The 13233-nt window shown below is 47.4% G+C and carries 11 protein-coding genes and 2 pseudogenes; 4 read left to right on the top strand and 9 right to left on the bottom strand.

Translation table 11 applies throughout. From position 1 onward, the window contains the following. Positions 1 to 36: 36 nt before the first annotated feature. The gene (gene lysC, locus ACSZO4_RS13825; protein WP_437889551.1) at positions 37 to 1398 is read right to left on the bottom strand and encodes a lysine-sensitive aspartokinase 3; all 1362 of its coding nucleotides are present in this window, start codon (positions 1396 to 1398) and stop codon (positions 37 to 39) included. Between the two features lie 633 nt (positions 1399 to 2031). Between lysC and ACSZO4_RS13820 the strand changes: the two genes are divergently transcribed. The 4 genes from ACSZO4_RS13820 (at position 2032) to ACSZO4_RS13805 (ending at position 6606) form a co-directional block, all read left to right on the top strand. Then, the gene (locus tag ACSZO4_RS13820; protein WP_437889550.1) at positions 2032 to 3417 is read left to right on the top strand and encodes a diaminobutyrate--2-oxoglutarate transaminase; all 1386 of its coding nucleotides are present in this window, start codon (positions 2032 to 2034) and stop codon (positions 3415 to 3417) included. Between the two features lie 17 nt (positions 3418 to 3434). Next, positions 3435 to 4898, top strand: a complete 1464-nt coding sequence (locus ACSZO4_RS13815; RefSeq protein ID WP_437889549.1) for a pyridoxal phosphate-dependent decarboxylase family protein — start codon at positions 3435 to 3437, stop codon at positions 4896 to 4898. A gap of 202 nt (positions 4899 to 5100) precedes the next feature. After that, positions 5101 to 5994 carry a hypothetical protein gene (locus ACSZO4_RS13810; RefSeq protein ID WP_437889548.1) on the top strand — a complete coding sequence of 298 codons (894 nt, stop codon included), beginning with the start codon at positions 5101 to 5103 and terminating at the stop codon, positions 5992 to 5994. Between the two features lie 159 nt (positions 5995 to 6153). Beyond that, positions 6154 to 6606: a hypothetical protein gene (locus ACSZO4_RS13805; protein ID WP_437889547.1), complete on the top strand. Its 453-nt coding sequence runs from the start codon at positions 6154 to 6156 to the stop codon at positions 6604 to 6606. 121 nt (positions 6607 to 6727) lie between these two features. Here ACSZO4_RS13805 and ACSZO4_RS13800 read toward each other — a convergent pair whose 3' ends face one another. The 8 genes and pseudogenes from ACSZO4_RS13800 to ACSZO4_RS13765 form a co-directional block, all read right to left on the bottom strand. After that, a complete protein-coding gene (locus tag ACSZO4_RS13800; protein ID WP_437889546.1) occupies positions 6728 to 6967 on the bottom strand; it encodes a hypothetical protein in 240 nt (79 codons plus the stop codon). 149 nt (positions 6968 to 7116) lie between these two features. Further along, positions 7117 to 8366 (bottom strand): annotated as a pseudogene (locus ACSZO4_RS13795) (type II secretion system protein GspD). 4 nt (positions 8367 to 8370) lie between these two features. After that, positions 8371 to 9405 carry a zonular occludens toxin family protein gene (locus ACSZO4_RS13790; protein ID WP_437889545.1) on the bottom strand — a complete coding sequence of 345 codons (1035 nt, stop codon included), beginning with the start codon at positions 9403 to 9405 and terminating at the stop codon, positions 8371 to 8373. A 4-nt stretch (positions 9406 to 9409) separates the two neighbouring features. Then, positions 9410 to 9697 carry a DUF2523 family protein gene (locus ACSZO4_RS13785; RefSeq protein ID WP_437889544.1) on the bottom strand — a complete coding sequence of 96 codons (288 nt, stop codon included), beginning with the start codon at positions 9695 to 9697 and terminating at the stop codon, positions 9410 to 9412. Positions 9698 to 9721: 24 nt separating this feature from the next. Beyond that, the gene (locus ACSZO4_RS13780; protein WP_437889543.1) at positions 9722 to 11440 is read right to left on the bottom strand and encodes a hypothetical protein; all 1719 of its coding nucleotides are present in this window, start codon (positions 11438 to 11440) and stop codon (positions 9722 to 9724) included. A gap of 59 nt (positions 11441 to 11499) precedes the next feature. Then, a complete protein-coding gene (locus ACSZO4_RS13775; protein WP_437889542.1) occupies positions 11500 to 11742 on the bottom strand; it encodes a hypothetical protein in 243 nt (80 codons plus the stop codon). 303 nt (positions 11743 to 12045) lie between these two features. Next, positions 12046 to 12363, bottom strand: coding sequence for a DNA-binding protein (locus ACSZO4_RS13770; protein ID WP_437889541.1), 318 nt, complete (start codon positions 12361 to 12363; stop codon positions 12046 to 12048). 11 nt (positions 12364 to 12374) lie between these two features. Next, a pseudogene (locus ACSZO4_RS13765) lies at positions 12375 to 13160 on the bottom strand (phage/plasmid replication protein, II/X family); the annotation flags it as partial. Positions 13161 to 13233 lie beyond the last annotated feature (73 nt).

Raw genomic sequence — 13233 nt, 5'->3', positions numbered from 1 at the left:
AGCGAACGCTGAATGGCTCGCTTCCGGGAAGCCGTTTTATTCGAACAGGCTGCGATGAAGTGTTTTAATCGCGCTGTCTGAGGATTCTGCCGGCAGCAGGAAGCAAAGCGTGTGGTCAGATGCGCCGTGGCAAATCATCCGCACGTGGTGTTTATCCAGTTCCGTAAACACATCCTTACAAACGCCGGATACCTGAGTGAGTTCATTACCAATGAGCGTGACCAGATCCAGACCGGTTTCCAGCTCAACGCGGCAGCGTGATGAAAGCTCGGTCAGCAATGAGGTGGTCAGCGTGTCGGCATCACCAGAGGTTGCGCTTGATGAGTTAAGGATCAGGGCAATACTGGTTTCAGAGGTGGTCACCAGATCCAGCGACGTATTGTGCCGGGACAGCACTGCAAACATCTCAGCCAAAAAGCCGCAGGCCGGTTGGGTGTTCAGACTATGCAGTTTCAGCAGCGTCAGTTTACGACGAATGGCCAGCGCGCGATAACGCGGTGGGTTTTCAGCGTGACGGCAGACCAGGGTTCCGCCAGCGGCCGGATTTTTGCTGGAGCCAACGAAGACCGGAATGTCTTTGCGCATGGCGGGCAGCATCGTTGCCGGATGGAGCACCTTGGCCCCGAAGGTTGCCATTTCGCTGGCTTCAGAGAATGAGACTCTGTCCATGCGCTGCGCCTGCGGGACAATGCGGGGGTCGGTGGTATAGATCCCGGCGACATCTGTCCAGATATCCACACGCGTTGCGTGCAGCGCTTCACCAAATAAGGCGGCGCTGTAATCACTACCGCCACGACCCAGAGTCGTTGTCTGGCCCTTCGCATCACTGCCAATAAAGCCCTGAGTGACAAGCAATGCCTGCTCAATACGCGGACGCAACTGCTTTTCCGCCAGATCTTCAATACTGGCTACCTGCGGCTCTGCACAACCAAATTCACTATTGGTGCGAATAACTTTGCGCGCGTCGAACCATTGGGTTTCGACATGGCGTTCACGAAGAACTTCAACAAACAGCAGGGTGGACATTAATTCGCCGTGGCTCACCAGCGCGTCACTGAGCGCTGCGGATCGTTCATCGGCGGCACTCAGGGCAAGTTGACTGATGTTTTCCAGCAGATGATCGATCTCCTGGCGAATAGCGTCCTGCTGTTTCAGGTGAGAAATAATGTTGTACTGGATGGCGCGCAGGGTATCTATCTTATCCAGACGCTCATGGCTTTCCAGACCTGCGGCAAGTTCTACTAATAAATTCGTCACACCAGCAGAGGCAGATAAAACAACCAGACGGACAGCGTCGTCGGCAAGAACAAGGGTGGCGCTACGGTTCATCGCGTCATAGTCGGCAACACTGGTACCGCCAAACTTGGCAACGACGATTTGTGGATAAATGCGAGTCATAACAATCTCATATCAGGGCGCCATCACGTGATGGCAAGAAAATTTTCATTCTCGGCATAAGGGAAGGGTGCTTCACCTTACGAAATGTCCGCCCGCGAACATTTCTGCTGACAACCCAGGCACTGACGCCTGTTGTCGATAACGTGTTTCGCCTGTCACACGTTATGGGGTGTGATGCGCATTATATGGCTTAAATTATTGGTTTCCTTTTTATTTATCAGGACGGATTTTTACTCATTAGTTGCCCGCGAACGTTGTCGTGAAACCATCACGACAACAGGCTAAAATCAAAACATGCTGCTGTTAAAAGCGCCGTGCGGGAATATTTAGCGCGGGCATAGTAAGTGATTTAATCGGTTGGAGCGACGTTTTCCTTAGCCTTTGCGCTAAACCAATGAAAAAAATAATTATTCGCCTGATACGCACTCTCAGGTTTGAGTTAAGTAACGCAATGATTTTCAAGGGAAAATCCTGAAATAATCCGTAAGAAATTAAATATTGAGTCCGCTGCTAAAACAACATATATTAGCCGCGTTTTTTCGACCCTGGTTTTACCCTAAATGAAGTATGACGGGTAAATTATTAACCTTTATTCAACCCGGCGTTCATGATACCCGAGGTTGTAGGAGTGATATGATGACGGATAAAGTCCGTATTGATTCTTTGAGTGCTAATTCATTACCGCAAAGCAATGAAACCTTCTTAGCAAGACAAGCAGAGTTTGAATCTAATGTCAGGAGTTATCCGCGTAAACTGCCACTGGCAATTGCCAAAGCGCAGGGCGTGTGGATCACCGATGTTGAAAACAATCAATATCTTGACTGCCTTGCAGGTGCCGGAACCCTGGCACTTGGCCATAATCATCCTGATGTGCTGCAAAGCATCCAAAGTGTCATTACCAGTGGCTTACCGTTACATACGCTCGACCTGACCACGCCGCTGAAAGATGAGTTTTCATCTTATCTGCTCTCCTTACTGCCTGGTCAGGGCAAAGAATATTGCCTGCAATTTACCGGACCTTCCGGCGCTGACGCCGTTGAAGCGGCCCTGAAACTGGCCAAGAAAGTGACTGGCCGTTCTGGCGTGATCAGCTTCTCCGGCGGCTACCACGGCATGACCCATGGCGCGCTCTCCGTGACAGGCAACCTGTCGCCGAAAGAAGCAGTCAATGGCATGATGCCGGAAGTCCAGTTTATGCCTTACCCGAATGAGTACCGTTGCCCGCTGGGTATCGGTGGCGAAGCGGGTGTTAAAGCGCTGACCTACTATTTCGACAATCTGATCAATGATGTTGAAAGCGGCGTGCGTAAACCTGCTGCCGTGATCCTCGAAGCCGTACAGGGCGAGGGCGGTGTTAACCCGGCGCCGGTTGAATGGCTGCAACGTATCCGTAAAGTGACTCAGGAACATGGCATTGTCCTGATCATCGACGAAGTGCAGGCTGGTTTCTGCCGTACCGGCAAACTGTTCGCCTTCGAACATGCCGGTATTGAGCCAGACATTATCGTGATGTCCAAAGCCGTTGGCGGCGGTCTGCCGTTAGCCGTCCTGGGTATCAAAAAACAGTTCGATGCCTGGGCTCCGGGTCACCACACCGGTACTTTCCGTGGCAACCAGCTGGCAATGGCGACCGGCCTGACTACGCTGAAGATCCTTAAAGACGATCGCATTGCCGATAAAGTCGCTGTTCAGGGCGAATGGCTGAAAGGCAAACTGGCTGAACTGCAAAAACGTTACCCGGTAATTGGCCACGTGCGCGGCCTGGGTCTGATGATCGGTATCGAAATCGTTAAACCAGGTGAAGCCCCGGACCATATGGGTTGCTACCCGGCTGACGGCGAACTCTCTGCACTGATGCAGAAAGAGTGCTTTAAGGCAGGTCTGATCCTTGAGCGCGGAGGCCGTAACGGTTGCGTGCTGCGTCTTCTGCCATCACTGTTAATTTCCAACGCTGAGCTGGAAATTTTCCTCGATAAATTTGAAAACGCGATGCTGGCTGCCGGCGTTAAGCCTGTCTAAGCGGAGTTTACGAGCGAATGTCTGATTTAAATTTGATTCTGTCAGGTTCTGAGCAAAGTATTGCCGCCTATCAGGAAGCTATCGACCAGAGCACCAAAGCTGTTGTGGACTGGCTGAAGCAACCTGAAATGTATCAGGGCAAAACTGTTGAGCAGTTACGTGAACGTATCAACTTAGAATTCAGCGCTGAGGGCCTGGGCAACCAGGCCACTATCGAGCGCGCGGTTGAGTACTTCCTCAAAGACAGTTTGTCCGTCCACCATCCGCAATGCGTGGCGCACTTGCACTGCCCGAGTCTGGTGATAAGCCAGGCCGCCGAAGTGTTTATCAATGCGACCAACCAGAGCATGGACTCCTGGGACCAGAGCCCGTCAGCCACCATCATGGAAGTGAAACTGATTGAGTGGCTGCGCGAGCAGGTTGGTTTTGCGGCTGGCGACGCGGGTGTGTTCACCAGCGGCGGCACCCAGAGCAACCTGATGGGTCTGATGCTGGCGCGTGATGCATTTTTCGCCCGCCAGGGTCATTCGGTACAGCAGGATGGCTTAACCGGCGATCTCAGCAAACTGAAAGTGTTCTGTTCTGAAAATGCCCATTTCTCGGTGCAGAAGAACATGGCGCTGATGGGCCTGGGCTACCGTTCCGTGACGCTGGTGAAAACCGACGAATTCTCGCGCATGGACGTAAGCGATCTGTCCGCGAAACTCGCCGAAGCGAAAGCCAACGGTGAGCAGGTGATGGTGATTGTGGCCACCGCCGGTACCACCGATGCAGGTGCTATCGATCCGTTAGCGGAAATCGCAGCCCTGGCCGCCGAGCAGGACATCTGGGTTCACGTTGATGCAGCCTGGGGCGGCGCGTTGTTGCTGTCCGAGAAGTACCGTCATTTCCTTAATGGCCTGGAGTTAGTGGATTCCGTAACCCTGGACTTCCATAAACAATTCTTCCAGACCATCAGTTGTGGCGCGTTCCTGCTCAAAGATGCCCGTCATTATCAGCTGATGCGTTACCAGGCGGCGTACCTGAACTCTGACTTCGATGAAGAGCATGGTGTACCGAACCTGGTGTCCAAGTCTCTGCAAACGACACGTCGTTTTGATGCCCTGAAATTGTGGATGGGTCTCGAAGCGTTGGGTAAAAAGCAGTATGCCGAAATCATTGATAACGGTGTGACTCTGGCGCAGAACGTTGCGCAGTTCGTTACCGAACAGCCGCATCTGGAACTGGTGATGAAACCTCAGCTGGCGAGCGTACTTTTCCGCTTCCGTCCAGAGCAGGGCGACACTGCTTTTGTGGCGCTGCTGAACCAGCGTATCGGCGATGCCTTGCTGGCATCCGGTGCGGCGAACGTTGGCGTTACCGAAGCGGACGGCGTAACCTGCCTGAAACTGACGTTGCTGAACCCGACCGTGAGCCTCGAGGACGTTAAAGTTCTGCTGGCAAGCGTAAAAGAGTGCGGTGTGCAGTTACTGAACGCCTGAGTTTCTGAGTGATAAAACATAAAGCCGGTTGCAGAAATGCAGCCGGTTTTTTTTGCCGTTAACCCAGACCACCACCTGTGGCATCGGCAATTCACCCGCAGTATTTAGTAGTTATCTGCACCGCATGTTGACCATGACATAACGAAAAGTAACATTTAGCAGGATTTCAGAGGAAACGCTTTATAAAGGACGAATTAAACCAATGAAGACTGCAGCAAAATTAAGTGTACTCACTTCAGGCGTCTTACTGCTGGCCGCCTGCGACAGCCTGGATCCGGAGAGTACCAAAAGTGAATTCTGGTACAGCAACCCAACCAGCCAGACCCTCACTTTCAAAGTGGACGATAAGGATTACTCTCTTGAACCCGGTAAAGCCGGTTCGCTGAAACTGTCGCCTGGCATGCACAAAATGCAAAATGCCAAAGGGATGCAGCAAAGCTTTATGGTGTATGAGAATAACAGCGGCGGCATTATTAACCCGGATAATCATATCTACTATATGCTGTCCGAGGTCTATGCCGTAGAAGGGAAGGGCAACAGCTTTAAACCAACGCTTTATGATGTGACGATCAACGGGCATGAATTACAGATCCCGCTTCGTAGCACCAACGCCGTGGTAATTGACCATAATATGTTTCGTTGCAGTTACCCCCTTGGCGAACCTTTCCCGTCAGAAATCACCACCCGCGATCGCAAAGCAACAGGCAATATTAAGACGAAATGTTTTGATAAACCGGAACTGCTGACCTACATCGCCTCAGAATACAGCCAGAAGCTGGATCCCGCCACGCCGGAAGATGCCACTAAAGACAGCATCAATCTGACGTTTAATTATGAGATCCCTGAACCGGCATTTAAAGATAGCGAAACCCAGAAACAGGCCACAAAATTAACCGATCTGCTCAAGCAGGTACAAGCGTCTGACGATGCGGATATTCACGATAAACTCAATAAAGATATGCATCAGGCAACCAGTGATATTGTCAGCGCTGCCGTTAAAACAATGTCCACAAGTTCGGTTGCGGATAATGAGTATTACAATGAATTTATCAAACAGACTGGGGAATACCGCGCCTACGGCGTGATACTGAAGTAAGTCTGGTAATTGCGCTTATGGCGGAGGGTTGCGCCATAAGCGCTGTATCAGGAGGAAATTTTGATTTTGAAGTTGATGCACATAACATATCCATCAGTGGCCCTGGCGATTATTAGATCTCGTAGTTGTCAGGCTGGTCCACTTTTAGGAGACTCTGGATTGAACGTTGAAATTTTGAATCATCCTAAAGGTCCCTATTGGCAAGGACAGGCGAGAGGAGCAGGAGCCCGGCTAATCTTTGAATGGACAGGGCCTATCAAAAATAGTCTGGAACCGTACGGCTATCCACCAGACATCTTGTATGACCAACATCCCCATAGAGGCTTCATACCTGTAGGATCTCAGTCACATTTATATTTGGTTGGTCTGGAATTGACGGATGGTGCTTCCTGGCAGACGGTGATACCCAAGCCAGAGTTCAAACTCACCAGACCGAACGGTTGGAAGTCATGGTTGCTGAGTAAACATCCTCAATGGTTAGAGGATGAGGTCTCCCGCATTGAAAAGGAAGTTGCGGATATCATAAAAAGTCGTGCGCTTGTCAAAATCGTTTTCCCTCCGGGGAATTGCTATGAGGTAGACCTGAGGAAGAAATTCCCTTACTTACCTTGAAAATTGTGCGAGAGTCTTTAATCGTCAGGGGGTAACAAGAGAAACTCCGTAGTGTATTTAACATAATATACATTATGCGCACCAAGGTAAGGATGGACGGGAACTGGCGTTCCCGGTGCTATCATTGGCATTGGTCGCTGACCGTCATCCACTGACTCAAAACGTCTTTTATGCAATGCTGGCATAAATCCAGTTTTAAGCGATTACCGTCACCAAAAATCGAACCATACCCGGCCTGACGATCGACAGACAGAAATTCATGAAACTCTGCATCATCGACTGCCATTTTCGCATGGCAACCACAGCGATCACAGGTTTTCGCAGATAACACAACTGTCTCACTGGATGTGAAAAATTGCATTTTATTCCCTCATAATGCTGCCGCGCCGAATCAGCAATAAATCTAAAAAATAGAACTGTTCGGCTTGGCCAACCCCGAACAGCAACAAAAACGAGTTTTGTCACTGATCGGCGTTTACGAAGAAAAATTTGTACATCCGACCCCCTGAATCAGTCAGGATTGCCCCGGAACAAGCCCCCGCTCCTCGCGGCGCTCCGGGGCGGCGTCTTGCTCCGGTCAACCTTGCTGACCTGAAGCATGACCATAATATCGTTTTTACTGTTTTCTTTAGTTTTTGAGCCAAAAAAGCCCCAACCGGATTTAGCGGAACTGTCTTTCTGTTCGGCCAGCCCGCCCAGCAAAATCACGTCGCCATCGGCTAAACTGACTTCGGTTGTCACATCCCGCTTGATAAGCGTTGGCGAGTTATTTACGCCGGTTTCCGTGGTGACAAAGTTAGAAAGCTGCTGCTGAATTTTCAAGTCCATTGTCTGGCTTTTAATGGACGGCGTCACGTTAAACAGCACGCCGCTGGAGCGATAATCAACGGACTGGACGGCCGTATCATTGTTCACCGTGACATTGCCCAGCACCGGCACATCGGCGCCAACAGAAAACGATGCCGATGCATTATTCTTGACACGCAGCCGCGGCGCACTGACGACAGTAAAACGGCTGTCTGTTTTCAACAGGCTGAAAACGGCGTCAACCGAGCCGGTTTTGATGCTGATAACGTTGTCCAGATTGTTGGCGCTGCCGATTGAGATATTGAATTTCTCCGACAGGATTTTAGCCGCTAAAAGGATGCCTGAACCGTCAGACTGCGCGGTCTGAACCTCAAAAACATACCCGGAAACAATCACTTCATCGCTGATAGTATCAAGCGACGCGACCAACGTTTTCAATACCTCGATATCCTCACGGGTGCCGTAATACACCAGAATATCGCCGGAACGATTGATATAACTGGCCGCGCCGGTTGCCGATGTTGGCGAACTATTGGAATTGATCGTTCCGCTGTTATTAAACGATCCTGATACATAGCCGCTCAGGATATCCGACAGGTAGGACACCGAGCGATACTTTGGCGTATAAACCCATGTCTGGCGCGGCTTAACCGGCTCCTGAGGCGTAAACGGCGATAAATAATCAATGCCTTTTGCGTGTAGATCCGGATGTTCATATTCTGAAAATAACGGGTGATAAACGCCCTTTCATCGACGTCCGGCGTGATTTTAAACGTCACCATCCGTTCATCGTTCACCAGTTGCGGATCGAGCATAAACGGTACTTTCAGCACATCGGAATAAACCAGTGAAATCGCTTCGGGCAAGCGGACTTTATTCAGTTCCAGTTCCGTCGCGCAAAGCCCCGGTAGCGACAGGAAAAACAGCCCTGCCAGTGTCAGTATCTTATTCATCATATTACTTTTTTCCCGTATAGAGCGTAACCCGTTCGCCATCAATAACGCCGGTGATAAGCAGGCCCTTGTAATTAAAACTGGATGCCGGCACCGCCCGGAGAACGCCGGCGTTATTGGTCAGCAGGATGAAAGATTTACCGTCAGCAACCATCTTTCCTGAAATACGCCATTCGGCAGACAGCGGCGCACTTTCAACTGGCGACAGATTACCCGTAGGGGGTGTTAAGACTTTTTTAGCCGCTAAATCAGTTAGTTGTGCCCTGCTCTCTGCGCTGGTTTGCGGCAGTTTCGGCGTGTCGGCATGGCCGAAATTGTCAAAAAACGACCAGATGAGATACCCGGACACCAGAAACATGTTCGGAAATAGCACAAGAAAAAACCGCACCTTGCCGGAATTAAAAATATTCTGGCGTTTATCGGTCTGCTTTTCTGTTCCGTTAACACCGTCATAGCTCTGATAAAGCGCAAATATTTTCGGGTCATATTTGTTTCTGGATGTCGTTATCTGGTTGGATTTATAAATCTTGTGCCCGGAATAAACATCAACGCAATAATGCTTATTTAGTCCCAGCGCTTTCAGTTTTCTCATCCGGTAAGTGGTTTCGATTTTATCCTTGAGAAAACGCGCAATATTAGACAGCGACTGATTCACAATCACCAAATCACAGCTAACACCAGTTTCGGGATGCGTAAAATGTCGATGTTCGGCAATAAAGGATTTCTGCTGCGGCGTTATATCCTTGTCACTGCCAAAAATACGCCAAGCCTCATCAATAACAATAATATCTCCGGGCTGACAAAAGCTTTTTTCACAGCCTTTATAAGGAAAAAAGTCAGTCTGCAATACGGCATCGTTATCAACCGCTACCAGTTCACCGGCTGCATCAGGGTATAACGCCCTGATTTTATCGACGTCAACACCGTAAATATTGGTGACAACCCGCCTTCCGTTCTGAAAGGCTGGAAGGATCACGTTGCTGACGGCCTCATAACTTTTTCCCGAACCAGGTATACCGATATATGCGGAAATTGCCATATTATCACCCTATTACCGGTATCCGGCGAATAATAAAACGCAACCCCCATGCGGAGATAATTAAACTAATACCGCGCGGAAGTTCGCATAAATCAATAAAATACCAAAAGCCATCCGACAGATTCCCGAACAATTCCGGTAAATTACTGGTGTCCGGCAGGTGCGATACAAGGACTTCAACAAATCCATGAACGATAAAATAAAGCGCAAAGAATACAACAAACTTAATAATAATGGAGCGAAAAACAAACCCCAGCAGCGTATTAACCGCGCTTAACAGAATGCCAAACATAATTACCCCACTTAAAAGCTATTATCAGGCGCTTAGCGTTACCCGCAATGCAATAAATCCCCATATAATTAAAAAAATGGTCTGAATAGCGGCGCGGTTATCCTCAATTAACGGGCAGTGTGAATCAATTTTATAATCATGCTCGAATACGGAAAAAGAAACGACGGGACACGTCGCCGAACGTGAACCAATATCAAAATCCTGCGTGAAAGACAACAGGTCAAAAATAGGCTTCAATATTTCGTCAGCGGTCGGTGTTTCTTCCAGTTCCGGTGAGGCAATTTGTGGATCTTCGCCTAAATCGGTTTCATCACTTCCACCTGTATCACTACCGGGGGTGTTATTCACTGAAATATCGATATTAACGTCAGCGCCGGGACTCTCAGAAATCGGCGAAAGCAAATCGAGATAGGTTGGTGAAAGGCCAAGTTCAGATAATGCTGACGTGACTTCGGCAGGACTGACTGATTCCGTTAATGGCATACCATCATAATTACTCTGGCTGGCCGCATCCATCCATAATTCATTGATTACTTCAGACAGTAACGCCGGTGAAACCGCAAGGTCTTGTAACGGCTCGGCAAGATAATCAATCATTGACTCAATATTTCCCGCTTCAAGGGAGAGTGATGACGCTTTATATTTCGTATTCGTTGTCACCATAATTTCTTTTTTATCCTCTGTTTGCGTAATTTTATATTCATCTTCTTTCGGAGCAGTGCATACAGTAACGGAACTGCCATTGACATTATTTGTTGTTTTACATGGATCGCCGTTATAGCTGTATTTACTGACCGGAGATAAGAATCCGACATAATTCGTCATAGGTAAACCGGCAACAGATTCATAAGCGGGTAACCCGTTGGGGAATACCGATGTACTGGCGTTGGTATATAAATGTTGAGTCTCATCTATTTTATAAAAAACAGAGGGGTATGTTATTTTATAAGGTTGATTCTCATAACTTACATTCCCTTGCCCATCAACGATTTTATTCTTAACCGTTTTATCAAGGGTGGTTGTTATTTCTTTATAAGTTACCGAATTGTAATCATTAATATAGGCTCTAACAATTTCGGAAGGATTATCTCCATAATAATAGGTTAATGTGCTGTAATCCTGATAGTAATACAAGGCTTCATTGGGAACAGAATAACCTTTTTCTACGCCGGTTATCGGTTCTCCTGCATCAATATTATTCCGACTGACATGAAAAATAACCGGGCTGAGTTCAGACGGTTCAAAGTTAACCGTTATTTTTTTGCTCTTACCCTCATCATTGCTATACGTCACTTCGTAAAGGTTATCCGACAGTTTAACGCCGTTAGTCATCACCATCACGGAACCATCCGGCGCATTCAGACTGGACGGAACCAGCGAGCCAACAACAGCAGCAATCCCCGCCCAGGTTGAAACACCGCCTATTTTATAGGATGAGGCCGCAGGCAAATACTCCGCAGAGTTTGCCGCGACTCGCCCAAGGAAAACGCGAGTTGAAGCCAATTGAGCCGTACTGTAAATCGCTTCATTAGCCGCAAAACGGCGAACTAAAACACGACCAATAACCTTGGGAATAACTTGCCTGGCCATAACAGCGGCAACGACAGGCGCGAAAGAGTAGGAATAACGAGGATAGGCAGACCAGAGAAAGGAAAAAATAAAAAAGTAAACGGTTATCCTCTTAAACCAAGAATAACCACATAAGCGGAAATAATTCCCCAAAAAAGGGACAGCAGCTTCCATAGTTCCAGCTCCATATATTCACCTGTAAAAAGGGCGACTTTCGCCGCCCAGAGAAAGAATTAAGCTGATTTAACGGTACGCAATACCCAGCGAACGCCTGCAACACCGGCATATAGCGTGACCAGTGAAGCCGCAACGGCCATAATAGCGACCAGTACCGTACTAAAATCAATACTGTTAGTCAGTGGCGTTAAATCAACTCCTGTACCAGTAGCCGTTCCTTCCGCAAAACTCAACGAGGAAGCAGCCATTAAAACAGAGGCCAATATAACTTTTGATTTATTGCTTAATTTATTCAACATAAAAATACCCTCTTCAGTTTGTGTTTACGCATTACGAACAAGTTTAATTACTTGCCCTACCCCTACAGAAAATAACCAGAGAAACAGCACAGTGGTAAATCCAACAGACCAGTATTGGGTTAACATACTGGAATCAATTTCAGGCGAAACATACTCCATACGAACATTTACAGTCTGACAGCTATATTTATAGTAATAATTGCAGATGGAGCCATCTATCAGATAACCATTTCCAACAGATAAATTATTAGTATTAAGTGATGTATTATCAGGCATAATCAGTAAATGATAATTAAATCATTCTCACCCTTTTATTTCAGTAATGGTTGCATCGTTCGATAAGTTATATGTTACCCCGTCCCGACCTTCCATTGACCATGCTCGAACATATACCGGGATTTGTACCAGTTTACCGACAAAACTATTGGCCTGATTCATCAACCCGGCATTAACCAATGATTGAGAAACACGAATAATAACCTGATCTGATTTGGTGCCGCCGAAACCGTCTGGGATTTCTAGGCCAACGCCAATTTCATTATAATACCCCTGCCCGTTCACTTTCTGACGTTGACGAGCACCTAACATTTTCCCTTTCACAAACAAACCATAATTAGCCATTGTATTTTCCTCTATCGCCAGCTACTGGCACGCGACACACGGTTATAATCAAAAATAAAACCTTTATCATAAATCCATACGGGGATTTCTGCTGGTTTAGCTTCCAACGTTCTTACTAACGGAACAACATTATTAAAATCTGGCGAGTCGCAATAAAAATTAATATCAATGCCGAACGAAAGCAATTCTCTTCTATGACGGTAAAATGTGTTATGAGGTAACATTTCTTTCATGTTACCCCCTTGCTTCCAAAGTAAATAAGTTGACTGTATTTTTCTTGGTAGTTTCGTTATTTTTTCATCGCTTAAAATAGTATTCTGATTCATTTCTATTCTCCCTATATAGTCAGAGAATAATTTACATGGGGTTTCCATATTCCAGTTAGCACCAAGCGTTAAATTTAAATCGATAAGTTCGGTTGTTCTTAAAGTTAATTCAATGCGTAATTTATCTTTCGTCCAATCAAGTAATCCGGCGCGTACAAACTCTTCAGCTATCTGATGCCCTTTTTTCCCTGAAACGTGCTCATCATATTTTGAATAAAATTTCAGACTCCAGCGGCGAGAGTTTTTACCCAAATAAACTGTACCGCCTTTCCCACATGCGCGACCGTGTCTTGTTTTGGCTTTAAACTCTGCGGCGTAAAGCCATGTTCTGACATTTTCCAGCGTTGATAGTGAGTACATATAATTAATATCAATACGCGATACTTTATACTGTCCGGCCATTACCGCTTTATAAGATGGAATATCATGAGGAATATGTAACAATGCCAGAATTCTTGCATAGGCCGTTAAGGAAGGTGCGATTTAATCGTCAGTTATGAGAACATAAGGCTTTCTTTGCCATAGATTTTTCACGATGCCCGCA

It is taken from the genome of Phytobacter sp. V91 (assembly GCF_965644225.1).
GTDB lineage: Bacteria > Pseudomonadota > Gammaproteobacteria > Enterobacterales > Enterobacteriaceae > CBFFRJ01.
Note: the sequence above shows the minus strand (reverse complement) of the source record. Positions and strands in the feature narration are given on the sequence as shown.

Bases quoted from the DNA above. Each gene is read 5' to 3' on its own strand.
- ACSZO4_RS13770 (WP_437889541.1), bottom strand. From the start codon at position 12,363: ATGGCTAATTATGGTTTGTTTGTGAAAGGGAAAATGTTAGGTGCTCGT.
- lysC (WP_437889551.1), bottom strand. From the start codon at position 1,398: ATGACTCGCATTTATCCACAAATCGTCGTTGCCAAGTTTGGCGGTACC.
- ACSZO4_RS13800 (WP_437889546.1), bottom strand. From the start codon at position 6,967: ATGCAATTTTTCACATCCAGTGAGACAGTTGTGTTATCTGCGAAAACC.
- ACSZO4_RS13815 (WP_437889549.1), top strand. From the start codon at position 3,435: ATGTCTGATTTAAATTTGATTCTGTCAGGTTCTGAGCAAAGTATTGCC.
- ACSZO4_RS13775 (WP_437889542.1), bottom strand. From the start codon at position 11,742: ATGTTGAATAAATTAAGCAATAAATCAAAAGTTATATTGGCCTCTGTT.
- ACSZO4_RS13780 (WP_437889543.1), bottom strand. From the start codon at position 11,440: ATGGAAGCTGCTGTCCCTTTTTTGGGGAATTATTTCCGCTTATGTGGT.
- ACSZO4_RS13785 (WP_437889544.1), bottom strand. From the start codon at position 9,697: ATGTTTGGCATTCTGTTAAGCGCGGTTAATACGCTGCTGGGGTTTGTT.
- ACSZO4_RS13790 (WP_437889545.1), bottom strand. From the start codon at position 9,405: ATGGCAATTTCCGCATATATCGGTATACCTGGTTCGGGAAAAAGTTAT.
- ACSZO4_RS13820 (WP_437889550.1), top strand. From the start codon at position 2,032: ATGATGACGGATAAAGTCCGTATTGATTCTTTGAGTGCTAATTCATTA.
- ACSZO4_RS13810 (WP_437889548.1), top strand. From the start codon at position 5,101: ATGAAGACTGCAGCAAAATTAAGTGTACTCACTTCAGGCGTCTTACTG.